This window comes from Rhodococcus sp. Eu-32 (genome assembly GCF_003336925.1).
Lineage (GTDB): Bacteria > Actinomycetota > Actinomycetes > Mycobacteriales > Mycobacteriaceae > Rhodococcoides > Rhodococcoides kyotonensis_B.
Genome location: NZ_QGNK01000006.1, coordinates 204,852 through 229,696 on the forward strand (window position 1 = coordinate 204,852; position 24,845 = coordinate 229,696).

Below are 24,845 nucleotides of genomic sequence, written 5' to 3' on the forward strand. Positions count from 1 at the left end.
ACTGTTCAACGGATCCGCGTGATTCCAAGCACAGCGAAGGAGTTGCCATGACTGCGCAGACAGTCGACAAGAAAGGCCTGGCGAGGGCATTCGCCGCGAGCCTGACCGGGACGGCATTGGAGTGGTACGACTTTGCCGTCTACTCGGCTGCCGCCGCCTTGGTGTTCCCCATCATCTTCTTTCCGGACAGCGATCCGCTGACCGGAACCCTGCTCGCGTTCTCGACCTACGCGGTCGGCTACATCGCCCGTCCGATCGGTGGATTCGTCTTCGGTCGCCTCGGCGACGTCATCGGACGCAAGCAACTACTCGTGATCACGCTGCTGCTGATCGGCGTCACGACGTTCCTGATCGGTCTCATCCCCAGCTACGACACGATCGGCATCGTCGCGCCGATCCTGCTCGTCACGATGCGCTTCGCTCAGGGCGTCGCCGTCGGCGGTGAGTGGGGTGGCGCCGTGCTGCTGTCCAGCGAGTACGGCAACCCGCGGCAGCGAGGCTTCTGGTCGTCGGCTGCCCAGATCGGCCCGCCCGCAGGCAACCTGCTCGCCAACGGCGCTCTCGCCGCACTGACCATCGCTCTGACCGAGGACCAGTTCGAATCCTGGGGCTGGCGTATCGCGTTCCTGTTCTCGGCAGTACTCGTCGGCTTCGGTCTGTGGATCCGCCTGAAGCTCGAGGACACCCCGGTCTTCAAGGCCCTGCAGGAAAGCGGCGACCGTTCGGAAGCTCCGATCAGCGAGGTCTTCAAGACGCAGCTGCGTCCGCTCGTCGCCGCGATCCTCTCGCGCATCGCGCCCGACGTCATCTACGCGCTGTTCACCGTCTTCTCCATAACCTACGGCGTCCAGAAGCTCGGGTTCGCCCGCAGCGAGGTGTTGACCGCCATCCTCATCGGCTCCGCGTTCCAGCTCGGACTCATTCCGCTGGCAGGCGCGATCTCCGACCGCATCAACCGTCGCCTCGTCTACGGAGTCGCGGCGGTCGGTGGCGTCGTGTGGAGTGCGATCTTCTTCCTGATGATCGGCGGCAGCTCGCTGCCGCTGCTGATTCTCGGCGTCGTCGTCGGACTCGCGTTCCACTCGTTCATGTACGGACCGCAGGCTGCGTTCGTCACCGAGCAGTTCACGGTACGTCTGCGCTCGACCGGTAGCTCGCTCGCCTACACGATCGCAGGCGTCTTCGGTGGCGCGATGGCACCGCTGATCTTCGTGTTCCTGCTCGACAAGACCGACAGCTGGGTGCTCATCGTCGGCTACATCGCCGTCGTCGGCGCACTCACCGTCCTCGGACTCGCCTTGGGCCGCAACCCCGATCGTGCCGAGGAAGAGGACCACGACGTGATTGCGAACGCTACGCCCGCAGCAGGATCTGCAGTGTGACCTCGAGGTGATCGTCGATCGCTCGCTGCACGAGGCCCTCGTCGCCGCCTTCCAACGCGGTGACGATGGCTTCGTGCTCGGTGCACACGTTGCGCTGACGATCGGCCGCCGAGAACAGAGCAGTCAGCCCGACGCGCAACTGTCGGGCCCGAAGTCCCGCATACGTCCGCGACAGCAGCTCGCTTCCGGCCGCGTCGACGAGGATCTGATGGAACTTTCCGTCGAGATCGATGAAATCCTTTGCGGCGTCGTCGGTTCGGTTGTCGGCGAGATCTTCCTGCTCGACGAGAATCGACCGCATCGCCGACGCCGGAACGTTCCCGGCACGCAGCGACGTCGTCGCCGCGTGCCGCTCGAGGACACCGCGCAGATCCATCAGTTCACTGATCTGACGTCCCGACATGGCCGGGACGTGTGCGCCCCGCTTCGGTACCATCTCGACCAGACCTTCCGCCTGCAACATCAGCAGGGCTTCGCGAACGGGCGTGCGAGACACGCCGATTCGCGTCGCAAGATCCTGTTCGTTGAGAAAGGTGCCGGTCGCAGCGGGCGACGTGAGCACCTGATCACGCACGAAGACGTAAGCCTTGTCCCTACCCGACAGCGATTGCATACGATATGTATACCTGCCGGCGCCAGATGAAACCAGGAGTTCTCGTATGAGCACCACCGTCCGAATCAGCCTTGCCCAGGTCAACAGCGGGGCCGACCCGTCGGAGAATCTGAAGATCATCGAGACCCATGCCGAGGCCGCGAAGGCAGCCGGGTCGTCGCTCGTCGTGTTCCCCGAGGCCATGATGCGACGCTTCGGCCTTCCCCTGCGCGACATCGCCGAACCCGTCGACGGGCCGTGGGCCGACTCCGTCCGCGAGATCGCGGGGCGTCACGGCATCACGATCGTCGCGGGGATGTTCACCCCCGCCGACTCCGAGCGCGTCGCCAACACGCTGCTCGTCACCGGCAACGGCGTCGACGCCAGCTACGACAAGATCCACCTGTTCGACGCGTTCGGGTTCGCCGAGTCCGACACCGTCGCACCCGGTCAGGATCCGCTCGTCGTCGACATCGACGGCGTGAAGGTCGGCTTCGCCACGTGCTACGACGTCCGCTTTCCTGCGCTGTTCCAGAAGCTCGGCGACCTCGGGGCCGAACTGATCGTCGTCGCCGCGTCGTGGGGATCGGGCCCGGGCAAGGTCGAGCAGTGGTCGCTGCTCGCGCGCGCACGTGCGCTGGACTCGACGGCGTTCGTCGCAGCCTGCGACCAGCCGGAGCCCGAGGAAACTGCGGGCACCGCACCCTTGGGCGTCGGACATTCGGTCGTCAGCTCCCCGATCGGTGAGGTCATGGGCGAGCTCGACGCCACGCCCGGCATGCTGACCGTCGACATCGACACTGCCGTGCTGGACGGCGTCCGGAAGAAGCTGCCGGTTCTGGCCAACCGTCGCCAGTTCTGACCTTTCGAAACGCACGGAAAAGGCCGCCCACCCCGGACAGGGTGGGCGGCCTTCGTCGTAGCTCTACCGGGAAGCGACATCCTTGTAGTCGCGCTCGGTGTAGCCGGTGTAGATCTGACGCGGACGGCCGATCTTCGTCGTCGCATCCTCGTGCATCTCACGCCAGTGCGCGATCCAGCCCGGGAGGCGACCCATCGCGAACAACACCGTGAACATGCGCGGCGGGAAGCCCATCGCGCGGTAGATCAAGCCGGTGTAGAAGTCGACGTTCGGGTACAGTTTCCGCTCGACGAAGTAGTCGTCGGTGAGCGCGGTTTCCTCGAGCTTCAGGGCGATGTCGAGGAGCTCGTCACCGTTGCCCAGCTTGCCGAGGATGTTGTGCGCAGTTTCCTTGACCAGCGTCGCGCGCGGATCGAAGTTCTTGTAGACGCGGTGTCCGAAGCCCATGAGCTTCACGCCGTCTTCCTTGTTCTTCACTCGACGCAGGAAGTCGGTGGCGTCGCCGCCCTCGGCCTTGATCTTGTCGAGCATCTCGAGAACGGCCTGGTTGGCGCCGCCGTGCAGCGGGCCCCACAGAGCGTTGATGCCGCCCGAGATGGACGTGAACAGGTTGGCGTCCGACGAGCCGACGAGACGAACCGTCGACGTCGAGCAGTTCTGCTCGTGGTCGGCATGCAGGATGAGCAGCATGTCGAGGGCCTTGACGATCTCGGGATCGACCTCGTAAGGCTCGGCCGGGAAGCCGAACGTCAGGCGCAGGAAGTTCTCGACGAGGCTCTTCGAGTTGTCGGGGTACAGGAACGGCTGGCCGACGGACTTCTTGTACGCGTACGCCGCAATGGTCGGCAACTTGGCGAGCAGGCGGATCGTGGACAGCTCGACCTGCGCGGGATCGTTGGGATCCAGCGAATCCTGGTAGTACGCCGACAGCGCGTTGACAGCGCTGGACAGCACCGGCATCGGGTGCGCGTTGCGCGGGAAGCCGTCGAAGAACCGCTTGAGGTCCTCGTGCAGCAGGGTGTGCCGACGGATCTTGTCGGTGAACGTCTCGAGCTGATCCTCGGTGGGGAGCTCGCCGTAGATCAGCAGGTAGCTGACCTCGATGAAGCTGGACTTGTCTGCCAGTTGTTCGATCGGGTACCCGCGGTATCGAAGGATTCCCTTGTCACCGTCGATGTAGGTGATGGCCGACTTCGTCGAGGCGGTGTTGACGAACCCACCGTCGAGAGTCGTGTAACCGGTCGTAGCCAGCAGCTTTCCCAGTTCGATGCCATCGTTGCCTTCGGTGGCCTTGGCGATGGACATGCTGTATTCGCCACCGGGGTAGGTGAGGGTGGCTTTGGCGTCATTCTCAGCGGGCACGAATGGTCCCTCTCGAACTCATGTAACGGACACGTACTTAAATCGGACAGTTCTTTACGTCGATAGAGAAACTAGTCTCTCGGCGCCTCGGACGCCCACGGAGGGTCGGCACCCGGGCGAGAAACCGTGATGGCAGCTGCCCGAGCGGCGAAGCTCAGTGCTTCTTCCCAATCTTCCCTACCCATGTCACGAACGGCGCTGGATGTGACAATGGTCTCTTCATTCAAAAACTGCAGTAAAGCCCCGTGCACGGTGTCACCTGCGCCGATGGTGTCGACCACGTCGACGGCCACGCCGGGAACGGAAATTTCTTCCGACGCCCGGAACACCGACAGACCGTCGCCGCCGCGCGTCATGACGACGGCCGAGACGCCCGCGGCGAGCCAGTCGTCGACCGTCGTCCCCTTGGTTCCGAGCCCGAGCCAGTGCGAATCGTCCTCCGAGACCTTCAGGATGTCGACGTCGGGAAGCCACGATTTGAATCGCGTGCGGAACTCGTCGGCGGTGATGTCGCCGCTCGTGCTGTCGATGGCCGCAGGCCGGATGTTCGGGTCGAGCATCGTCAACTTTCCGGCGGCGTGCGCTCGCTTCAGCAGCTTCGCGTACACCGACGCACCCGGCTGGTACAGAAGCGACAACGTGCCGAACGACAGAACGTGGACGTCGTCCGGGATGTCACCCGGATCCTGCACGAGACGATCCGCGGTGCCGTCCGCGTAGAACGAGTACTGGGCACTGCCGTCCGACGCGAGGGTCGTCATCGCCAGCGTGGTCGGCTCGTCGCCGCGCTGAACCCACGACGTGTCGACGCCTGCGCCGCGAAGACTCTCCAAGATCTGGTCGCCGAACGGGTCGGTCGACACCCGCGAGAGGAATGCGACCTTCGAACCCAGGCGTCCGATCGCGACGGCGACGTTGAACGGGCCACCACCGAGCTTCGGCGCCAGCAACGGACCTTCGTGCACCGGTACCAGATCGACCAGTGCCTCTCCACACACGAGAATCGTCATGCGGCGCGATGCTCCATTCCCCACGAACCGGTCCAGGACTTGCCCGGCTCCAGTACCAGTAGATCGATCCCCGAGTTGAACGCGTCGGGCGGGCACGTCATCGGTTCGATGGCGAGCGCCCGACCACGGTCCGGATAGGCCTGGTCGTTCTTCGGGTCGGCCGTGAACACCTGGATCCAATCGAATTCGCGATCGGTCCACAACACCGTGGCGGCGCCGTCGGGACCCGACAAGACGTGGCGTGCCTTGCCGTCCTCGTCGGGAACCTCGGCGCTGAACGGTGTGTCGAGCCAGACGTCCTTCAAGGACTTGGCGGTGGTGAAGTCGTAGTCCGTGCCCGCGGTCGGTACGGAAGGACCATGAGGCAGCATTCGATCCGGCTCCAACTGCAACCGTGTGCCCGCGGACAGCTCGAGCGTGCACTCGTCCAGAGGCACGTCGCCGACGCGTACGAACGAGTGGAAGCCCATACCGAACGGCGCGTCGACGTCACCGGCGTTGGTCGCCGACGCCGTCACGACCAGACCGTCGTCGGTCAGCTCGTGGGTCACCGTCAGCGTGATCCGGTACGGCCACCCCTTGTGCAGACCGACGTCGACCGACTGTTCGACGCGAGAATCGGAGTGGTCGACGAGCGTCCAGGCGACGCGTCGGACGAACCCGTGACTGGCGTTGCCTCGCGCAGGCTCGGTGATGTCGAGCTCGTGGTCGACTCCGCCGAACGAGAATTTGCCGTCGGCGACGCGGTTGGGCCACGGCGCAAGCACGAGACCGGCCGACAGCGGGGGCTTCTTCCCCAGTTCCCACGTCTCGGTCATGGGCGCGCCGTCGAACTCGAGCGAGCGCAGACCGGCACCGACCCCGGCGACTTCGGCGCGGTATCGACCGCTCGTCAGCACGTAATTCCGTTCGTCAGCCATGGTGTCCATTGTCCACCCTCGTGACTCGATATCGAATGAATGCCGGAAGTGCGACGGCTGCGATCACCACACCGACGACGACGAGAACGCCGCCACCTGCAGCCGCGGCCGCGGTACCGACCATCGCGGCGCTCGCCCCGTGCAGGACGTCGCCGATACGCGGACCACCCGCCACCACCACGATGAACACGCCTTGCAGACGGCCGCGCATGTCGTCGGTGGCGACCTGCTGCAGCATCGTCGACCGGAACGCAGCCGAGATCATGTCCGCACCACCGCCGAGCGCGAGGAAGGCAAGGGCGATCCACAGCGCGACCGACACGCCGCCGCTCGTCGCCATTCCGACGCTGACGCCGAACCCCACCATCGCCAGTCCCCACACGACGATGCAGACGATCACCGCAAGACCCTGCCGCTCGACGCGCGGAAGCCACCCCGAGAACACACCGCCCAGAACGGCACCCGCCGACAGCGCCGCGAACAACAGGCCGAGAACCAGGCCGCCCGACGCCGGATCACCGAACGTGTCGTGCGCAATCTGCGGGAACAGCGCACGCGGCATCCCGAAAACCATCGCGATGATGTCGACGACGAACGACGCGAGCAACACCTTCTGCGTCGCGAGATACGTGAAACCCTCGACGACCGAACGCAATCCGGCCCTCCGCCCCGCCTCCGCCGGTGGGATACGCGGCAATCGGATCACAGCCCACAGCGTCGCGAACAGGGCGATCGAGTCGACCAGATACAGCGTCTGCAGGCCCGCGAGCGGAATCATCGTGCCCGCGATCAGCGGACCGGCGATGGCCCCGAAGTTCATCACCGTCATGTTCAGCGAGTTCGCCGCAGGCAACTGTGCACCGGGCAGCAGCCGGGGGATGATCGCGCTGCGCGTCGGCTGATTCACCGCGAAGAACGCCTGCTGAACGGCCAACAGACACAACACGACCCACACGTTGTTCAGATCTGCGAACGCCTGCAGCCACAGCAGGGTCGACGTCGAGATCAAGCCGACGGTCGTGATGGTCAGCAGCGTGCGGCGATCCATGACGTCGGCGAGCGCCCCGCCCCACAACCCGAACACGATCAACGGTACGAGGCCGAAGACACCCGTCAGACCGACGTATGCCGAACTGCGAGTGATCTCGAAGATCTGTTGCGGCACAGCCACAATACTGAGCTGCGCACCGATGACGGTGACGATGTTCGCCACCCACAGGCGTCGGTAGGCCTTGTTCTGCAGTGGTGTCGTGTCGGCGAGTACTCCGCGAAGCTTGCTCTTCTTCTTCAGCGTTTCCGTCACGGCTGAAGCCGCTCCACCACCGCGTTCGCGACGGTGACGCGAATCCTGTTGTGCAGACGGCTGGTTCGACCCTGCCAGAACTCGACGGTGTCCGGAATCAACCGGAAACCACCCCAATTCGGCGGTACCGGAACCTCTTCGCCGTCGAACCGCGTCGTGACGTCGGCGAGCGCCTGTTCGAGCTCCGCGCGCGAGCCGATGGGTCGAGATTGCGCCGACGCCCACGCGCCGAGCTGCGATCCGCGCGGACGCGTCGCGAAGTATTCGGCCGTCGTCTCCGCCGACACTTTCTCCACAGACCCTCTGATGGACAACTGGCGCGCTATCCCGATCCACGGGAACGTCACCGATGCATACGGTGTCCGCGTCAGGTGAGTGGCCTTGTCCGAGTCGTAGTTCGTGTAGAAGACGACACCGTCCCGCTCGAGGTCCTTGCAGAGGACCGTGCGCGTCGACGGACGACCCGCCTCGTCGACGGTCGCCAGCACCATCGCGTTGGGCTCGGGAATCTCGGCGGCAATCGCGTCGGAGAGCCACGCGCGGGCCACCGGAAACCAGCCGTCGACCAGCTGATCAGCGTCGAGATCGGTGTCCTGGCGGTAGTCGACCCTCATGTCCGCCAGAGGCTTCTGCTCATTCTGCACGTACCCGAACGTTACTCCCGGGTACGACGGGTTACAGTGCTGACCAGGCAAGCTCGAACGCGAGCCGCGAGGCCACAAGGAGAGTCCTAACGTCATGGCTGTTCAACAGGTACCCGAAGATTTCGTCAGCGGCCTCGAGGGCGTCGTCGCGTTCACCACCGACATCGCCGAGCCGGACAAGGACGGCGGCGCACTGCGTTACCGCGGCGTCGACATCGAAGATCTCGTCGCCAAGCGGGTCACGTTCGGCAACGTGTGGGCACTGCTCGTCGACGGCCGCTTCGGCCCCGGCCTCCCGCCTGCCGAGCCGTTCCCACTTCCCGTGCACACCGGCGACGTCCGCGTCGACGTCCAGGCAGGCCTGGCGATGCTGGCCCCGATCTGGGGATACCAGCCGCTGCTCGACATCGACGACGCCACCGCCCGCGAACAACTCGCCCGCGCCTCCGTCATGGCGCTGTCCTACGTCGCCCAGTCCGCACGTGGCATCCATCAGCCCGCGGTCCCGCAGAAAAAGATCGACCTGTGCGAGACCGTCACCGCACGCTTCATGACGCGTTGGAAGGGCGACCCCGACCCCGCGCACGTCGAAGCCATCGACGCCTACTGGGTCTCCGCGGCCGAGCACGGCCTGAACGCGTCGACGTTCACCGCCCGCGTCATCGCCTCGACCGGCGCCGACGTCGCCGCCTCGCTGTCCGGTGCGATCGGCGCGATGTCCGGCCCACTCCACGGCGGCGCGCCCGCACGAGTGCTGCCGATGATCGAAGAGGTCGAGAAGCAGGGCGACGCCCGCGCGCTGGTCAAGGGCATCCTGGACCGCAAGGAAAAGCTCATGGGATTCGGGCACCGGGTCTACCGCGCCGAGGATCCCCGCGCCCGCGTGTTGCGTGCGACGGCCAAGCGCTTGAACGCACCGCGCTACGAGGTCGCCGCCGCATTGGAGCAGGCTGCGCTGGCCGAGCTGCGTGAGCGCCGCCCCGATCGCGCAATCGAGACCAACGTCGAATTCTGGGCCGCGGTCATCCTCGACTTCGCCGAGGTACCCGCGCACATGATGCCCGCCATGTTCACCTGCGGCCGCACCGCGGGATGGTGTGCGCACATCCTCGAGCAGAAGCGACTCGGGAAGCTCGTGCGCCCGGCGGCCATCTACACCGGACCTGCACCGCGCTCCCCCGAATCCGTCGACGGGTGGGGGCAGATCGTCTAGGGCGGTCGTTCTGCGCAGGTGCGATCGGACTTCCCGAACGCTCGTCCGCGCACCTTCCAGCAAGCGCGCACGGTGCAACCCGCGCAGCTGCTGCAACCTGCGCGGGGAGTACCGAGCGCACAGCGAACGGACGCCTCCGGACGGGCGCCCGCGCACCTTCCAGCAAGCGCGCACGTTGCAACCCGCGCAGCCGCTGCAACCTGCGCGGGGGGAAAGCGAGCGCACAGCAATCGGACGCCGCGAACGCCGTCCGCGCACCTTCCAGCAAGCGCGCACGTTGCAACCTGCGCAGCCGCTGCAACCTGCGCGGGTACATGCGAGCGCGTAGCGATCGGACGTCCCCAACGCCGCCCGCGCACCTTCCAGCAAACGCGCACGTTGCAACCCGCGCAGCTGCTGCAACCTGCGCGGACATGACGGTTCGCTGCCGAATTCCACAGGTTCGCTTTATCCACAGGCGACCGCTCACCCGGCCGTCGACCAGGTGTGGCTGGGCCACCATAGGTCGCATGTACCCGGAGAACGACCCGCTGCTGCTGCGTCGCGACATGATTCGAGACGGATCGTCGGACAGCGAGATTCGTATCGCGAAGGCCAACGGTTCGATCACGCCCCTTCGCCGAGGCGCGTTCGTTCCGACGACGACACTGAAGGATCTGCGGCCGGAGGAGCGGCACCTGCTCAATGTCCGAGCACACCTCGCCGCAGCGACCAGCGCACTCGTCGTGAGCCACCAGTCCGCGGCCGTCGTGCACGGCTTCGCGATGTTCGCCCCGGACCTGGGGAAGGTCCACTTCACGGTCGACCGAGGGTCCGGCGGTCGAACCACGAAGACTCGCCACGTACACGCGAACACCCTGACCGAAGCCGACGTGACCGTGGTCGACGGAATTGCGGTGACGTCGGCCGATCGCACTGTCGCGGATCTGCTGAGAGTGCTCCCGTTCGAGGCCGGCGTGTGCGTCGGCGATGCTGCACTACGGGCGGGCACGGCAACTGTCGCGGGAATCGAGGAAGCGCTGGCACGGTCGGGCAAACGAGCCGCGGTGAAGGCGCGACGCACCCTGGCGTTCTGTGACGCGCGGAGCGAGAGCGTCGGCGAATCGCGAACTCGTGTTTTGTTGCACCGCGCGAAGATGCCTCCCCCACTTCTTCAGATCGAAGTTCGCAGCAAGCGCGGTCGCTTCGTCGGACGACTCGACCTGGGGTACGCCGTCGGAGTTGCGCTCGAATTCGACGGGAAGGTCAAGTACACGAAGCACGCGAAACCAGGTCAGGACCCGGGCGACGTCGTCTTCGCGGAGAAAGTTCGCGAGGACGAGATCCGTAGAATCGGATGGGTCGTACTACGCGTGACGTGGTACGACCTCGATCACCCGGACGAGTTCTTGGCGCGGCTGCAGGAAGCGCTCGACCTGGCGGCGACTCTGCCTGGCCCCGCGTCGTTCGACGAGCCGGCATGACCGCGCACTTTCCAGCCAGCGCGCACGTTGCAACCCGCGCAGCCGCTGCAACCTGCGCGGGCAGAAGCGAGCGCCCATCACCGCGCACCTTCCAGCCAGCGCGCACGTTGCAACCCGCGCAGCTGCTGCAACCTGCGCGGTCAGGAGCGAGCCGGCATGACCGCGCACCTTCCAGCCAGCGCGCACGTTGCAACCCGCGCAGCTGCTGCAACCTGCGCGGGCAGAAGCGAACACACACCGATCGCACATCGCGAACCTCGACCGCGCACGTTGCAACCTGCGCTACTGCTGCAACCTGCGCAGGGGCTGCAACCTGCGCGGGCAGAAGCGAGCCACCATCACCGCGCACCTTCCAGCCACCGCGCACGTTGCAACCCGCGCAACTGCTGCAACCTGCGCGGGCAGAAGCGAGCGCACACCGATCGCACATCGCGAACCTCGACCGCGGAGGTTCCAGCCAGCGCGCACGTTGCAACCTGCGCAGGTGCTGCAACCTGCGCGGGCAGAAGCGAGCGCACACCCATCGAGGATCGCGAACCTCGACCGCGCAGGTTCCAGCAAGCGCGCACGTTGCAACCTGCGCTACCGCTGCAACCTGCGCGGGCAGAAGCGAGCCACCATCACCGCGCACCTTCCAGCCAGCGCGCACGTTGCAACGCGCGCTACTGCTGCAACCTGCGCGAACGAGGAAGCGGCGAACAGTCGACCCGACCCATCGACTAACCTGTACACGCCATATTCCAACAACGCCCACTTTCCCCGAAACTTAGGATGCGCTGCTCACATGGCCGACTTGCCGATCATTCCCGCTGACCTTCTGCCCGCCGACGGACGTTTCGGCTGCGGCCCGTCCAAGGTTCGGCCCGAGCAGCTGCAGTCCTTGGTCGACGTCGGCGCCTCCGTGTTCGGTACCAGCCACCGCCAGAAGCCCGTCAAGGACGTCGTCGCACGGGTGCGCGCAGGTCTGCGCGATCTGTTCTCGCTGCCCGACGGCTACGAGGTCGTCCTCGGCAACGGCGGTACGACGGCGTTCTGGGACGCGGCCGCGTTCGGCTTGATCCGTGAGAAGTCGCTGCACCTGACCAACGGCGAGTTCAGCTCGAAGTTCGCGTCGGTCGCGAAGAACAACCCGTTCATCGGCGATCCGATCGTCGTCAAGGCCGATCCGGGCAGCGCCCCCGAGCCGACGTCGGACCCGTCCGTCGACCTCATCGGCTGGGCACACAACGAGACGTCGACCGGTGTTGCCATCCCCGTCAGCCGTCCAGCCGGTTCGGAGAACGCGCTCATCGCGATCGACGCGACGTCCGGTGCGGGCGGCCTGCCGGTGAACGTCGCCGACTCCGACGTCTACTACTTCGCCCCGCAGAAGTGCTTCGCCGCCGACGGTGGCCTGTGGATCGCACTGATGAGCCCGGCTGCGCTCGAGCGCGTCAGCGAGATCCAGTCGTCGGGTCGCTGGACTCCGGACTTCCTGTCGCTGCCGATCGCGATCGACAACAGCAGCAAGGACCAGACGTACAACACCCCCGCGCTCGCGACGCTGCTGCTGTTCGCAGACCAGATCGAGTGGTTGAACGGCAACGGCGGCCTCGACTGGGCCACGGGTCGCACGGCCGACTCGTCGTCGCGCCTCTACACGTGGGCCGAGCAGAGCGAGTTCGCGACGCCGTTCGTCGAGAACCCCGCACATCGCAGCCAGGTCGTCGGCACCATCGACTTCGACGAGAAGATCGACGCGGCTCAGGTCGCGAAGATCCTGCGTGCGAACGGCGTCGTCGACACCGAGCCGTACCGCAAGCTCGGACGGAACCAGTTGCGCGTCGGCATGTTCCCGGCCATCGAGCCTGACGACGTCACGGCACTCACCAAGAGCATCGACTACGTCGTATCCACACTGAGCTAGCAGCAAGCTCACAGGCGGGCGCTTTCTTCGAGAGCTAAAATAGTTGGCAGTCGCAACTATCTCGGAGGGAGCGCCCGTGCGTGTTCTGGCATCCCTTCTTCGACTGAAAGTCACCCTCGGGTACTTCGCGCTCGCCCTGGCCGCCACCGCGCTCCTCTCCCATCTCCGCCCACACACCCAGTGGCACGTCCTGTTCGAGGCCAGCACCAACCTCCACAATCTCGGCGACGGCCATGTCGGCACCCTCGTCGCGAGCGCCTTTCTCACCGACGGTGAGACCGACTGGCTGTGGCTCGGATCGGTCGCCGTTCTGTTCGCCGTCGCCGAGTGGCTGTCGGGTTCGACCCGGTTCCTGTTGACCTTCGTCGCCGGACACGTCGGCGCGACGGCACTCGTCGCGCTCGGCCTGTTCGTCGGAATCCGCGCGGACTGGCTCGCCGATTCTCTGGCGGTGGCCGTCGACGTCGGCGTCAGCTATGCCGCGGCCGCAGTCGCCGGCTCGATGATTCGCTATCTGAGCGGACCGTGGCGGACGACGTGGGCATGCGGGTGGGTGTCGCTCGTCGCCGCGTCGGTGGTGACGGACCCGTCGTTCACCGCGTTCGGACACGCTGCGGCACTGTCGATCGGACTGGCTCTGGGCGCCTTCTACCTGCGACGCGATGGAAAACCGTTGATCGACAATCGGTCTCGCACCGTCATGGCCGAACCCGTGCAGCCGTCGGCATCGATGACTAGTCTGTGACACCGGAGAACCTACGCGTGTCGGACATCCGACCGAGATCACGAGTGGATTACAGTCGAGAGCGGACGATATCGCGAGTCGGCGCGATGAGGAGGTCAAGGTGCGAGATCTACGCGTGGTCGGTCTCGAACCCGATGGGCAGTACGTGATCTGTTCGGATCCCAAAACCGGCGACAAATTCCGGCTTCCGGCCGACGACAAGCTCCGCGCTGCCTCACGCGGTGACATCGCTCGACTAGGACAGATTGAGATCGAAATGGACAGTTTGCTCAGGCCCAAGGAGATCCAGGCTCGAATTCGCGCGGGTGCCAGCGTCGAACAGGTTGCAAGTGATTCCGGGATGGCACTGAGCCGGGTCGAGATCTTCGCCCATCCCGTTCTGCTCGAGCGTTCGCAGGCCGCCGCGATGGCGCAGGAGGGGCACCCGATGCGCCCCGACGGTCCCGCCGTCCAGACGCTGTCCGAGGTTGTCACGCAAGCTTTCCGCGCACGTGGCCACAGCCTCGACGACGCGACATGGGACGCGTGGCGCGACGACGACAACAAGTGGGTCGCCCAACTGAAGTGGCAGGCAGGCCGCACCACCAACAAGGCGCACTGGCACTTCATGCCCGACGGCCACGGCGGCACCATCACCGCGCTCGACGATGCGGCGTCGGAACTGATCGATCCCGACTTCGGACGTCAGCTGCGTGGTCTCGCTCCGGTCCGCGCATTGGAGCCCGCACCCGCCGAGGACGCCCAGCAATCGTTCGACGAGTACTACGGAACGACGTCGGACAGCGAACTCGAAGCAGCCGAGCACGAGCCGGAGTCGAGCACTCCGGAACCGAAGCACGAAGCATCCGCGCCGAAGAAGGACAAGAAGGGCAAGCCTGCGATGCCGTCGTGGGAGGATGTCCTGCTAGGTGTCCGCTCCAGCGGCCACAGCTGATACACGAGCACAGCTGACATCGGGGAGGGTGCAGGCAGTGGGGGCCAAGGCATCGACCATCTGGTACGTCGACACGCCGGATCCGATTTCGGTTCTGCGCCAGACCACTTCGTCCCATCACGACGCGGCGACGGCGCTCGTCGGCAGCCTGTTCGCCGACAAGGTCGCCGTGCCGACACAGCAGGCGCCCATATCCAAGTCGGCGTCGGTGGGGGTCGACGAGGTCGCCGTCGGTAGCTATCCCGGCGTGACGGTCGTGTGCAGCACCCGCATCGCCGACGCGTCTCCTGCATCGTTGTCCGAGCACTGGTCGCGTCCGCTCGCGTCGGAGAAGACCTATCTGATCGCGACCGACCCGGAGACGGCGTGGGGCGCGTTCGCCTACTGGGAGCGCGGATCGCTGCGACGCTCGTTCAGCGCGACACCGATCTACATCTACGAGGACATCGGTCTGCCGCTGGTGTGGGAACGCCCGTTCTGGGCAGGCGAGCACCCGCTCGTCTATCCGCCGGGCGTCATGCCGGATCCGCAGTCGCTGCCGTTCCATCCTCAGGAATTCGCCGAGGCCGCCAATGCGCACTGGCTCGGCTTCCGCTACACCGGCGCACCCCGCGGGGAGGAGTTCGACCCGAACTCCCTACCGGTGAGCGGATTCTCGCTGTACACCCCCGGTGAAGAGCCGACCGCCGCACCTGCCCCGGCGCCCGCGTCGGAACGATCGTTCAAGCGCTGGTGGCGACGGAAATCCCCAGCGCAACGAAGCTGACCACGGCGCCCGCGACTGCACCGTGGACGAGCCACCGCACGGTCGGCTTGTGCCTCCACCGCAGGATCGTCGGAGCGGCGCCGCCGACCACGACGACGTTGATTGCGAGTGCGAGCGCACTGTTGATGGCGGCGAGTTCGAGCCCGAACGCCGTGAGCGCGGTTCCGACGAGTACCGCGGCGAATGCCGCCACCGGTATGCCGGTGTAGAGGATGCTGTTGTTCCTCACCGGCCTCATTGCAGGCGTACTCGCTCGTACAACGCCATGGCCGCCGCGGTGGCCACGTTGAGCGAATCGGTGCCCGGTGCCATCGGAATGCGTGCGCGAACATCGCTGGCGCGCATGGCATGTTCGGTGAGACCGGGGCCTTCGGCTCCGAGCATCAGCGCCACCTTCTCCCCCGTCATCGCTTCCGCGAGCGAGATCGCCGACGGGTTCGGCGTCAGCGAGATGGTCTGAAAACCGGCGTCCCGCAGTATGTTCAGGCCACGTGGCCAGTCGGGGACACGCGCGAACGGAACGCGCAGAACGTGACCCATCGACACCCGCACCGCGCGTCGGTACAGCGGATCGGCACACGCGGCACCGAACAACACGGCGTCGGCACCGAGTCCCGCCGCATTGCGAAACATCGAACCGAGATTCTCGTGGTCGTTGACGCCTTCGAGGACGACGACCGTGCGCGCATCCTTCAGTACGTCGGCGAGGTCGAGCTCGGGCGGCCGGTGAGCCGCGGCGAGCACTCCGCGATTGAGATGGAACCCGACCGCGTCGGCCATCACGTCGGCGGTCGTGCGATAGAACGGCACGTCGACATCGTCGAGACGCGAACCGAGTTCGGTCAGGCGACGATCGACACCGAGCAGACTGATCGGCGCGAACCTCGACGACAGCAGCCGCTCGGCCACGAGCACACCCTCGGCGATGACCAGTCCCTTCCCGTCGGGCAGGTCCGGGCGACGGTCGGAGGAGTTGAGATCGCGGAAGTCGTCGAGACGGGGATCGGCTGAGTCGTCGATGTCGATTACGTGTACCACGTGTCCATCTTGGCATCGTGTGAAAAGCTCGACTGTGATGAGTACCGATGACGCGATAACGATCAGAACCGCTACCGACGACGACTGGGGTGCCGTAGCTCTCCTCGACGCGCACGCGTTCGGTGAGCACCAGAACTCCGAGGACCTCGCCGAGACCCAGATCCTGACGAGTTCCGAACACGTCGTGATGGCCTGGCACGGTGAGACTCCCGTCGGCGTCGCGATGCACTTCCCGATGTCGGTGACGGTGCCGGGCGGCGCTCAGGTCGAGGCATCCGGTGTGTCGTGGGTGTCGGTCGCGCCGACGCATCGCAGGCGCGGGATTCTGCGTCGCATGTTCACGAAGCAGCATCGCAAGCTGCAGGACGCGGGTGCGCCGCTGTCGCTGCTGACCGCCAGCGAAGCCACGATCTACGGCCGCTTCGGCTACGGACCCGTCACCGAGGAACACCGCGTCGTGATCGATCGACGGTTTGCACAGTTCCACTCGGGCGTGCGTCCGGTGACCGGGGTGCGGCTCGTCGAGTCGGCGGAGGCGTCGAACCTTCTTCCCGAGATCTACCACCGCTGGCAGCGTCGTACCGCGGGCGCACAGCCGAAGCCGCCGATCCGGTGGGAGCGCTTCTTCGCCGACCGCGAGAACCGCAGGCAGGGTCTGACGGAACTGTTCTTCATCGTTCACCCGGACGGCTACGCCGCGTACCGGCGCAGCGAGAGCGAGAGCAAGATCGTCGTCCAGGAGTTCATCGCCGTCACCGACGCCGCGTACGCCGAACTGTGGCAGGTGCTCGCAGGCGTCGATCTCGTCGACTCCATCGAGGTCAACCAGGCCCCCGACGAGGCACTGCCCTTCCTGCTGACGAGCAATCGTCTCCCGAAGGTCACCGACCATCACGACGCGTTGTGGTGCCGCATCATGGACGTCAAGGCTGCGCTCGAGGCCCGAACGTACGGCGTCGACGCGCAGTTCGTCATCGAGGTCGACGACCCGTTCCTCGACGCGGGCGGAACGTTCGACGTCACGATCACGGCAGGACGGGCGTCCGTCACCCGCACCGAAGCCGCACCCGACGTCACGATGAAGATCGACGTGCTCAGCTCGATGTACTTCGGGCAGCACCGGGCGACGCGGTTCGCGGCGGCCGAGCGGTTGACGAGTCGCGACGCCGACGCGCTGCACACGGTCGATCTCGCGTTCTCCACCGACCGTGCTCCGGTCATGGGGTGGGCGTTCTAGCCCGGCTGCGCTCGACTCCCTGACATTTGTCATGACCGGGCCGTGACGGTGTCAGTCCGACCGATGATGCCGTGCACTGTCGCGGCATCTCGGATCCGGAGATGCTTCTAGGCATGAAGCAACCGGATGAAGGAAACCTGTTCACGGACCTGATGGAATTCGGTCCGGCTCCGACGATGGCCCGCGAGGTCGTCGTCATCGTGATCTCGATCGCGCTCTTCGGTGTGGTGTTCGCACTCGTCGGGCCGACCGTGCTCCTGTTCGTCGCCGCCGCGGTCGCCGCAGTGTTCCTCGGCGTCCGCTTCGCGATCGGACTTCGCGGCTGGAGCAGGTCATGAGCATGATCGAGGTGGCGAACATGACGCGCCGCTACGGCAGCGGCAAGAGCGCGTTCGAAGCGGTCAGCGGCCTCGACCTGTCGGTGACCGAAGGTGAGCTGTTCGGCCTGCTCGGCACCAACGGCGCCGGCAAGACATCGACTCTCGAAGTGATACAGGGTCTTTCGCGACCGAGCGAGGGAACCGTCTCGATCATGGGCCTCGACCCCATCCGCGATCGCCGCGATGTGCGCCCGAATCTCGGCATCATGCTGCAGAAGGGCGGGTTGCCGTCGGACCTCACGGCGCTCGAGAGCCTGACGATGTGGGCCGGAACCTGCAGCGACCCGCTGCCGCCCCGCGAGGTACTGGAACGCGTCGACCTCGCCGATCGCGCCGACACACGCGTGAAGTTCCTGTCCGGCGGTGAGCAACGACGCCTCGACCTCGCCTGCGCCATCATCGGACAACCTCGCGTGCTCTTCCTCGACGAGCCGACGACGGGCCTCGATCCCGAAAGTCGGCGCAACACATGGGCTTTGATCGAAGACCTCAAGCGATCCGGCGTCACGATCATGTTGACGACCCACTACCTCGACGAGGCCGAGGGCCTGTGCGATCGGCTCGCGATCATGCACAAGGGACGCGTCGTACGCGCCGGGACCGTCGCCGAGGTCGTGGCGGACCATCCCGCCAGCATTCGGCTCGAACTACCCGATGCGCCTCTGCCCGAACTGGTGTCGTCGACCGTCGACGTCGAGGACGGCAAGGTGGTCATCCGGACGAACGAACTACAGGACACCCTCACCGAATTGATGCTGTGGGCACAGCGATCGGGCGTACGCATCCACGGCCTCGACGCCAGGGCCGCATCGCTCGAGACCGTGTTCCTGTCCATTGCAGACGAATTCGGCCGACCGCAGGAGATCGCGGCATGAACACCTTGACAACACTGTCCCGCAGCGAATTCACCCTGCTGCTCCGCAACCGCGTGCTGCTGTTCAACGCGATGGTCATGCCGTTGTTGTTCCCCATCGTCGTTCTGGTCATCGGCCGCGACGACGGACTGCCCGACACCGTCGTGTCCGGAGCACTGGAAGTGTTCGCACTGTTCCTGCTCGTGTTCCTGGTGTACTACAACCTCCTGTCCGCGTACGCGACGCGTCGAGACGAGTTGGTGCTCAAGCGACTTCGCACCGGCGAAGCGACGGACAACCAAATTCTTCTCGGCCCGGCCGTTCCCTCGTTCGCGCTGACGGTGATCCTGACGATCGCGCTGACGGCGATCATCGCCTTGCTCGGCGGTGGGCTTCCCGTCAATCCGGTCCTGTTCGTCGCCGGACTCGGCGGTGGCGCAGCGATGTTCGCGGCCCTGGCCCTGATCACGTCGTCGTTCACGCGTAATGCCGAAGCCGCGCAGATCACCAGCCTTCCCGTCATCCTGGTCGCGATGGCAGGCACGTCGTTCCTGCGAAACATCGTCCCCGAATCACTCGACAGAATCATCGATCTGACACCGATGGCTGCCGTGCTGGATCTGGTGAACCTCGGCTGGCTCGGCACGACGGATCCCGAATCCGCGCCTCTGACGGCCGCCCAGACGTTCTCGCCCGCGGTGATGCCGCTGGTGGTCGTCGCCGCGTGGATCGTCGGTTCGGTCGTCGTCGCGAAGACGCACTTCCGCTGGGAACCGCGGGCCTGATTCTGGCAAGGTGAAACACATGGAACTGCGCCGTTACCTCGATCCGCGCACGACGTGGAAGGACACGACCGAGGTCGACAAGGTCCGGCTCTACACACGTCAGTCCTTCATCAGCATCATCGTCGCGCTGCTCGTCGCCGCGGTGACCGATACCGTGTCCCGCGGCGAATGGGCCACCGCCGTCGCGATGGCCGTCAGCGCGACCACGGCCGTCATCGCGATACGACGGATGCCCAGGCTGGGCGGAACTGCTCGAGGTGACATCCGATGGCCGGTCGCGCTGTGCGTCGCCGCCAGTGTCACCGCCGGTATCACGAGCAGCGCTCCGGCCCTGTGGATCTGGGCGCTGCTGATCACCTCGATTCCGATCAGCGCGATGATGACGTTGCGCGTCGCCGCGCTGACGGCAGTCGTCGTCGGAGCAGGAACCATCGCCACGCGCTTCGGAGTGCTCGGCGGTGTGATCGCGTGTTTCGTCGTACTCGCGATGGCGGCCAGTACGCACCTGTCGATCTGGTTGCTGCGCATCGTCAGCGAGCTCGACGCGTCGCGTCACGCGGCATCGGCCCTGTCCGTCGCCGAGGAACGCCTGCGGTTCTCGCGCGATCTGCACGACGTCGTCGGCCGGGCTCTGTCGGCCATCGCGGTCAAGAGCGAACTCGCGGCAACACTGTCGCGTCGGGGAGACGACCGGGCCGCCGCGCAGATGGACGAGGTGCGCGATCTCGCACAGCAATCCATGACCGAGGCAAGGCAATTGGCCCGGGGCTATCGGCAGATCGACCTCGCCGCCGAGATCGACGGCGCACGTTCACTGCTGAACGCTGCAGGCATCGAGACCGACACCGTCGGCAACGCCGACACCCTCGACCCGGCCTACACCGAGGCGGCCGCGTGGGTCGTACGGGAGGGCGCGACCAACGTCCTCCGGCACTCCGACGCCACCCGCTGTCGAATCGGTTTGAGCCAGAACGGAGTCACGATGACCAACGATCGGCCACACGCCGTACGGTCGTCGGACGGCACCGGGCTCGCCGGTCTGCGCGAACGCCTGGCCGCCGTCGACGGCACTCTCGACGTCGCCTGCACCGCAGACGAATTCACACTGTCCGCGGCATTCCCGGCTACGGTGGCCTCATGATCCGCGTACTGCTCGCCGACGACGAGAACCTCATCCGCAGCGCGTTGGCGACGATGATGGCGCTCGAGGACGACATAGAGATCGTCGCTCAGACCGAGTCCGGCGAAGAAGCCGTCGAGGCCGCGACGAAGCATTCGCCCGACGTCGCGGTCCTCGATCTGCAGATGGGCGGCATCGACGGTATCGAAGCGGCCGGGCAAATCGCTGCGGCGTTGCCGTCGTGCGCGGCGATCATCGTCACCAGTCATGGCCGTCCCGGATATCTGAAGAAGGCGCTGGCCGCAGGTGTGCGTGGCTTCCTGCCGAAGACGACGTCGGCCTCCACGTTGGCCGAGGTCGTGCGTACCGTGCACGGCGGTGGTCGCTACGTCGATCCGACACTGGCGGCCGAGGCGATCGGCGCCGGCGACTCGCCGTTGACGCCGAGGGAAGCCGACGTGCTCGAATACGCGGCCGACGGTGCGTCGATCGCCGAGATCGCCGAACGTGCACACCTCACGCAGGGCACGACGCGAAACTATCTGTCGGCCGCGGCGGCGAAACTCGGTGCAGCGAACCGTCACGAAGCGTGCGCGATCGCCCGACGCTACGGCTGGATCTGAGGCAGCGCGCCTGCCCGGACGGGACGGCGACAGACCTGCATGACGGGTAGACGCAGTCGGTCGGTCCCGCGCACGAACCGGACACGCAGATTGCCCAGACGCATCAGGTACACCCCGGCCACGACGCCCGTCGCGAGCGAGACGACGCCACCGAACAACAGCGGTGCGCGCGGGTCGAGCACGTCGGCCAACCACCCGAGGACCGGGCTGCCGAGCGGCGTCCCACCGAGAAAGCAAAGCATGTAGATGCCCATGACGCGTCCTCGCATCTCCGACGGCACCGACATCTGCAGAATGTTCATGGCCGACGTCGTGAACGTCAGCGTCAACGCACCCGTGGGAATCAGCAGTAGCGCGACGAGGACGTAGTTCGGCATCAGCCCGACGAGTGTCTCGAACACCCCGAAACCGATGACCGCGCCGAGGAACAGCCGGAGTCTCGGTGAGCTGGTGCGTCGGGCCGCCAACGTCGCTCCCGCGAGGGTTCCGATGGCCAGCGTCGTCGACAGAAGCCCGTACGCGTCGGCGCCGCTGCCGAACGAATTACGTGCCAGCACGGCCAGACTCAGCGGAAAGTTCAGCCCGAAGGTCGACACCATGAACACCGTCGCGAGCAGCACGCGCAGATCGGGTCGTCCCCACACGTACGCGAAGCCTTCGCGGACCTGACCTTTCACTCGCGGAGCCGGCTCGACGCGGAACAGATCCCCCGCACGCATCGCCAGGAGTGCGCCGAACACGCCCACGAACGACACCGCGTTGATCAGGAAGACCCATCCCGTACCGATCAGGGTGATCAGGACCCCGGAGATCGCAGGGCCGACGATGCGCGCCGAGTTGAACGTCATCGAGTTCAACGCGATCGCGTTGGAGAGCGTTTCCTTGCCCACCATCTCGATCGTGAAGGACTGTCGCACAGGCGCATCGATCGCCGACGAGCATCCGAGCACGAACGCGATGAGGTAGACGTGCCAGAGCGCGACGACGCCCCCGACGTCGAGCACACCCAGCACCAAACCGCAGATCGCGGCGAATGCCTGCGTGATCATCAGCAGCGTGCGCTTGTCGTACCGGTCGGCGAGAACTCCACCCCACACCGACAGCAGCAGAGTCGGCCCGAACTGCAGGGCCATGACGATTCCGACGGCGAAGCCGTTTCCCCCGGAAAGGGTCAGTACGAGCCAATCCTGCGCCACGCGCTGCATCCAGGTACCGATGAGCGAGACGATCTGCCCGGACGCCCACAAGCGGTAGTTGCGTGTTCGCAGCGCTGCGAACATCGACGGGGCAGTAGGCACTCTTTACATACTAACCCTAGGTAACGATCTACTCCGAGTCGCTCACCAAGGCGCCGATGATGGTGACGGCGTCGCGCAGCACCGCCAGCTGCGGCTCGTCCAACCCCTCCAACTGAGCCGTCATCCATGCTTCGCGTGCGCTGGCCTCGTCGGCGATCAGTTCCTTGCCCGCCGCGGACAGCGAGACGATCACCTGACGGCCGTCGGTGGGGTGCGGAGTGCGCACGACCAATCCGAGTTCGGCCAGCGACGCGATGACCCGCGTCATCGAGGGCGGCTGGACCTTCTCGCGCGTGGCGAGTGCCCCTGGCGTCATGTCCCCTTCGCGGCTCAAGGTTGCAAGAGCCGACAGCTGAGTCAACGACACCTGCGAATCGACTCGGCGCCCCCTGAGATGGCGAGTCAATCGCACGACGGCAAGCGACAGATCACTTGCCAGTTCACGGTTGTCCTTCACGCTGTATCCCGACGTCACAGCGGAGAGATTACGCCTAGAGCCGCGTTCGGGCTCACGTAACCGCGTCAGTGATGGGTCCGACGACGAAATATGCAACGAAGAGCGCTGCCACGACCCAGAGCAAGGGATGAACCGACTTCGCCTTCCGAGCGGCTACGGCGAGTACGACCCAGGTGATGAAACCGACGCCGATTCCATTTGCGATGGAAAACGTGAACGGCATGACGACGATGGTCAGGAACGCCGGAAGGGCCACCTCGAACTTGGTGAAATCGATGTCGCGGACCTGCCCGATCATCAGCGCGCCGACGACCACGAGGGCAGGTGCGGCAGCCTCGATCGGCACGATCGCGGTGAGCGGCGTCAGGAACATCGCCGCGAGGAACAGCACGCCGGTGACGACGTTGGCGAGACCCGTCCTCGCGCCTTCGGCGATGCCCGACGCCGATTCGACGAACACCGTGTTCGACGACGCCGATGCCGCACCGCCGGCGATCGCGCCGGTTCCCTCGACGACGAGGGCCTTTCCGATACCCGGCAGGTTGCCCTTGTCGTCGACGAGGTTGCCCTCCTTGCCGAGACCCGTCATCGTGCCCATCGCGTCGAAGAAGTTGGCCAGCACGAGGGTGAACACCAGAAGGCTGGCGGCCAGAACGCCGATGCGGGTGAAGGCGCCGAACAGGTCGACGTCACCGACCAACGACAGGTCCGGAATCTGGAAGAGGGTGTCCGGCAGGATCGGCACGCTCAGGTTCCACCCCTTGGGGTCGACGCCCTGGGACGGTCCGACATCGGTGAGAGCCTCGATGACGGCCGCGACGCCGGTCGTGACGACGATGCCGATCAGCAATCCGCCGCGCACCTTTCGGACGACGAGGATGCCCATCAGCAGGACACCGAAGACGAACACGGCCGTCGGCCACGACGCGATGGAACCGTCGATACCGAGACCGACCGGAACCGTCGTGCCCGCGGCGTCGGGAATGCGGCGAACGAAGCCGGAGTCGACGAGACCGATGAACGCGATGAACGCGCCGATACCGGCGGCGATGGCGGCTTTCAGCTCCGACGGGATCGCGTTGAACACCGCGGTACGGAACCCGGTCACGGCGAGCAGCACGATGATGATGCCGTCGATGACCACGAGGCCCATCGCCTCGGGCCACGTCACCTGCGGCGCGATCGTGACGGCGAGCAGCGTGTTGATGCCAAGACCGGCGGCGATGCCGAACGGATAGTTGGCGACGATGCCGAACAGAATGCTCATGAAGCCGGCCACGAGCGCGGTCACCGCGGCGACCTGTGACACCGGGAGGATGTTGCCGAGAACGTCGGTCTTGGCCGCGGCGTCGTCGGGCGAGAAGCTACCGAGGATGAGCGGGTTCAGGACGACGATGTAGGCCATCGCGACGAAGGTGACGAGACCGCCACGTACTTCGGCGCCGACCGTGGACCCTCGTTCGGTGATCTTGAAGTAGTTGTCCAGCAGCCGGGACGAGAAAGCCATGGGAGTAACCTACCTTCATGGACAGGCAGAGTGCGGACAGGGAAAGTGTGCTCAGCCCGCGCCTGACGGATCCGGCGCCGGTACTCGCTGTCGGAATAATCGCATGGATCGTCGCCGCGGTCGTAGTCGCGGTCAGCGGCGACCGATGGGCGGACGCGCTGACGACCTGTCTGACCGGAATCGTCCTGGGCGCCTTCGGCTTCACACTCTTCGTGGTCCAACGTGCCGCGGCACGACGCGGGAGCAAGACCGCTCAACGCGGATTGACCTGAGAGCGCCGTCACGTAATCGCCGTCATAAAACAGCCTTTGACGTGCGGAAATTCACCGCCGAACGCGGTTGTGTAACACAGATTTAACGCGGATCATCGGTGATGTCAGATTCGAAACAGCACCGATTCCCGAAAGCAAGGCCATGAAGCTCGTTTCCCAGTTCCGTACCCGT

The 24,845-nt window shown here is 65.7% G+C and carries 26 protein-coding genes; 15 read left to right on the forward strand and 11 right to left on the reverse strand.

The features are described from left to right. Positions 1–47: 47 nt before the first annotated feature. The gene (locus DK926_RS09885) at positions 48–1,382 is read left to right on the forward strand and encodes an MFS transporter (protein WP_114330261.1); all 1,335 of its coding nucleotides are present in this window, start codon (positions 48–50) and stop codon (positions 1,380–1,382) included. On the opposite strand, the gene DK926_RS09890 is transcribed toward DK926_RS09885, so the two are convergent. Continuing rightward, positions 1,354–1,995 (reverse strand): GntR family transcriptional regulator, encoded by a 642-nt coding sequence (locus DK926_RS09890; RefSeq protein WP_068424696.1) that lies wholly within the window; start codon positions 1,993–1,995, stop codon positions 1,354–1,356. The genes DK926_RS09885 and DK926_RS09890 overlap by 29 nt on opposite strands. Positions 1,996–2,041: 46 nt before the next feature. Between DK926_RS09890 and DK926_RS09895 the strand changes: the two genes are divergently transcribed. Next, positions 2,042–2,836, forward strand: coding sequence for a carbon-nitrogen hydrolase family protein (locus DK926_RS09895; RefSeq protein ID WP_114330262.1), 795 nt, complete (start codon positions 2,042–2,044; stop codon positions 2,834–2,836). 63 nt (positions 2,837–2,899) lie between these two features. Here DK926_RS09895 and DK926_RS09900 read toward each other — a convergent pair whose 3' ends face one another. The 5 genes from DK926_RS09900 to pdxH all read right to left on the reverse strand — a co-directional run bounded on the left by DK926_RS09900 (position 2,900) and on the right by pdxH (position 8,045). Continuing rightward, entirely contained in the window at positions 2,900–4,198 is a 1,299-nt protein-coding gene (locus tag DK926_RS09900) for a citrate synthase (protein WP_084423690.1), read from the reverse strand. Between the two features lie 71 nt (positions 4,199–4,269). After that, positions 4,270–5,208 (reverse strand): carbohydrate kinase, encoded by a 939-nt coding sequence (locus DK926_RS09905; protein ID WP_114330263.1) that lies wholly within the window; start codon positions 5,206–5,208, stop codon positions 4,270–4,272. Further along, a complete protein-coding gene (locus tag DK926_RS09910; protein ID WP_114330264.1) occupies positions 5,205–6,137 on the reverse strand; it encodes an aldose 1-epimerase family protein in 933 nt (310 codons plus the stop codon). Before DK926_RS09910 ends, DK926_RS09905 begins: the two co-directional genes overlap by 4 nt. Beyond that, a complete protein-coding gene (locus DK926_RS09915) occupies positions 6,121–7,431 on the reverse strand; it encodes an MFS transporter (protein ID WP_114330265.1) in 1,311 nt (436 codons plus the stop codon). Before DK926_RS09915 ends, DK926_RS09910 begins: the two co-directional genes overlap by 17 nt. After that, positions 7,428–8,045 carry a pyridoxamine 5'-phosphate oxidase gene (gene pdxH, locus DK926_RS09920; protein WP_114330320.1) on the reverse strand — a complete coding sequence of 206 codons (618 nt, stop codon included), beginning with the start codon at positions 8,043–8,045 and terminating at the stop codon, positions 7,428–7,430. The genes DK926_RS09915 and pdxH overlap by 4 nt, the downstream gene beginning before the upstream one ends. A gap of 124 nt (positions 8,046–8,169) precedes the next feature. Here pdxH and DK926_RS09925 point away from each other — a divergent pair, with 124 nt between their 5' ends. The 6 genes from DK926_RS09925 (at position 8,170) to DK926_RS09950 (ending at position 15,102) form a co-directional block, all read left to right on the forward strand. Then, positions 8,170–9,288 carry a citrate synthase 2 gene (locus tag DK926_RS09925; RefSeq protein ID WP_068424710.1) on the forward strand — a complete coding sequence of 373 codons (1,119 nt, stop codon included), beginning with the start codon at positions 8,170–8,172 and terminating at the stop codon, positions 9,286–9,288. Positions 9,289–9,797: 509 nt separating this feature from the next. Next, entirely contained in the window at positions 9,798–10,751 is a 954-nt protein-coding gene (locus DK926_RS09930) for a hypothetical protein (protein WP_114330266.1), read from the forward strand. 784 nt (positions 10,752–11,535) lie between these two features. Next, positions 11,536–12,657 carry a phosphoserine transaminase gene (gene serC, locus DK926_RS09935; RefSeq protein WP_068424716.1) on the forward strand — a complete coding sequence of 374 codons (1,122 nt, stop codon included), beginning with the start codon at positions 11,536–11,538 and terminating at the stop codon, positions 12,655–12,657. Between the two features lie 76 nt (positions 12,658–12,733). Continuing rightward, the gene (locus DK926_RS09940; RefSeq protein ID WP_243636737.1) at positions 12,734–13,402 is read left to right on the forward strand and encodes a rhomboid-like protein; all 669 of its coding nucleotides are present in this window, start codon (positions 12,734–12,736) and stop codon (positions 13,400–13,402) included. Between the two features lie 100 nt (positions 13,403–13,502). Beyond that, positions 13,503–14,336 carry a septation protein SepH gene (gene sepH, locus DK926_RS09945; RefSeq protein WP_114330267.1) on the forward strand — a complete coding sequence of 278 codons (834 nt, stop codon included), beginning with the start codon at positions 13,503–13,505 and terminating at the stop codon, positions 14,334–14,336. 37 nt (positions 14,337–14,373) lie between these two features. Continuing rightward, on the forward strand, positions 14,374–15,102 hold the full coding sequence (locus tag DK926_RS09950) for a hypothetical protein (RefSeq protein WP_114330268.1): 729 nt from the start codon (positions 14,374–14,376) through the stop codon (positions 15,100–15,102). Here DK926_RS09950 and DK926_RS09955 read toward each other — a convergent pair. Together DK926_RS09955 and DK926_RS09960 are read right to left on the reverse strand one after the other, a co-directional pair. Further along, positions 15,059–15,331, reverse strand: a complete 273-nt coding sequence (locus DK926_RS09955) for a DUF2537 domain-containing protein (protein WP_243636738.1) — start codon at positions 15,329–15,331, stop codon at positions 15,059–15,061. The genes DK926_RS09950 and DK926_RS09955 overlap by 44 nt on opposite strands. Before the next feature lie 5 nt (positions 15,332–15,336). Next, positions 15,337–16,140, reverse strand: a complete 804-nt coding sequence (locus tag DK926_RS09960; protein ID WP_114330270.1) for an RNA methyltransferase — start codon at positions 16,138–16,140, stop codon at positions 15,337–15,339. A gap of 37 nt (positions 16,141–16,177) precedes the next feature. On the opposite strand from DK926_RS09960, the gene DK926_RS09965 reads away from it, so the two are divergent. The 6 genes from DK926_RS09965 (at position 16,178) to DK926_RS09990 (ending at position 21,139) form a co-directional block, all read left to right on the forward strand. Further along, complete coding sequence (locus DK926_RS09965) at positions 16,178–17,377, forward strand: GNAT family N-acetyltransferase (RefSeq protein ID WP_114330271.1); 1,200 nt, start codon at positions 16,178–16,180, stop codon at positions 17,375–17,377. Positions 17,378–17,490: 113 nt separating this feature from the next. Next, positions 17,491–17,715: a hypothetical protein gene (locus tag DK926_RS09970; RefSeq protein ID WP_114330321.1), complete on the forward strand. Its 225-nt coding sequence runs from the start codon at positions 17,491–17,493 to the stop codon at positions 17,713–17,715. Beyond that, positions 17,712–18,632, forward strand: a complete 921-nt coding sequence (locus DK926_RS09975) for an ABC transporter ATP-binding protein (protein ID WP_114330272.1) — start codon at positions 17,712–17,714, stop codon at positions 18,630–18,632. Before DK926_RS09970 ends, DK926_RS09975 begins: the two co-directional genes overlap by 4 nt. Then, complete coding sequence (locus tag DK926_RS09980; RefSeq protein WP_068424740.1) at positions 18,629–19,396, forward strand: ABC transporter permease; 768 nt, start codon at positions 18,629–18,631, stop codon at positions 19,394–19,396. The genes DK926_RS09975 and DK926_RS09980 overlap by 4 nt, the downstream gene beginning before the upstream one ends. Positions 19,397–19,415: 19 nt before the next feature. After that, positions 19,416–20,537, forward strand: coding sequence for a histidine kinase (locus DK926_RS09985; RefSeq protein WP_114330273.1), 1,122 nt, complete (start codon positions 19,416–19,418; stop codon positions 20,535–20,537). After that, entirely contained in the window at positions 20,534–21,139 is a 606-nt protein-coding gene (locus tag DK926_RS09990) for a response regulator transcription factor (RefSeq protein ID WP_068424745.1), read from the forward strand. Before DK926_RS09985 ends, DK926_RS09990 begins: the two co-directional genes overlap by 4 nt. Here the strand turns inward: DK926_RS09990 and DK926_RS09995 are convergent. Genes DK926_RS09995 through DK926_RS10005 form a run of 3 tightly spaced genes read right to left on the reverse strand, consistent with a single transcriptional unit; the run spans position 21,124 to position 24,401 of the window. Continuing rightward, positions 21,124–22,419, reverse strand: coding sequence for an MFS transporter (locus DK926_RS09995; protein ID WP_207890792.1), 1,296 nt, complete (start codon positions 22,417–22,419; stop codon positions 21,124–21,126). The two genes, DK926_RS09990 and DK926_RS09995, sit on opposite strands and share 16 nt — an antisense overlap. Before the next feature lie 46 nt (positions 22,420–22,465). Continuing rightward, the gene (locus DK926_RS10000; RefSeq protein ID WP_068426059.1) at positions 22,466–22,894 is read right to left on the reverse strand and encodes a MarR family transcriptional regulator; all 429 of its coding nucleotides are present in this window, start codon (positions 22,892–22,894) and stop codon (positions 22,466–22,468) included. A 52-nt stretch (positions 22,895–22,946) separates the two neighbouring features. Further along, entirely contained in the window at positions 22,947–24,401 is a 1,455-nt protein-coding gene (locus tag DK926_RS10005) for an NCS2 family permease (protein WP_068424751.1), read from the reverse strand. A 17-nt stretch (positions 24,402–24,418) separates the two neighbouring features. Between DK926_RS10005 and DK926_RS10010 the strand changes: the two genes are divergently transcribed. Next, positions 24,419–24,673, forward strand: coding sequence for a DUF2530 domain-containing protein (locus tag DK926_RS10010; protein ID WP_068424753.1), 255 nt, complete (start codon positions 24,419–24,421; stop codon positions 24,671–24,673). Positions 24,674–24,845 lie beyond the last annotated feature (172 nt).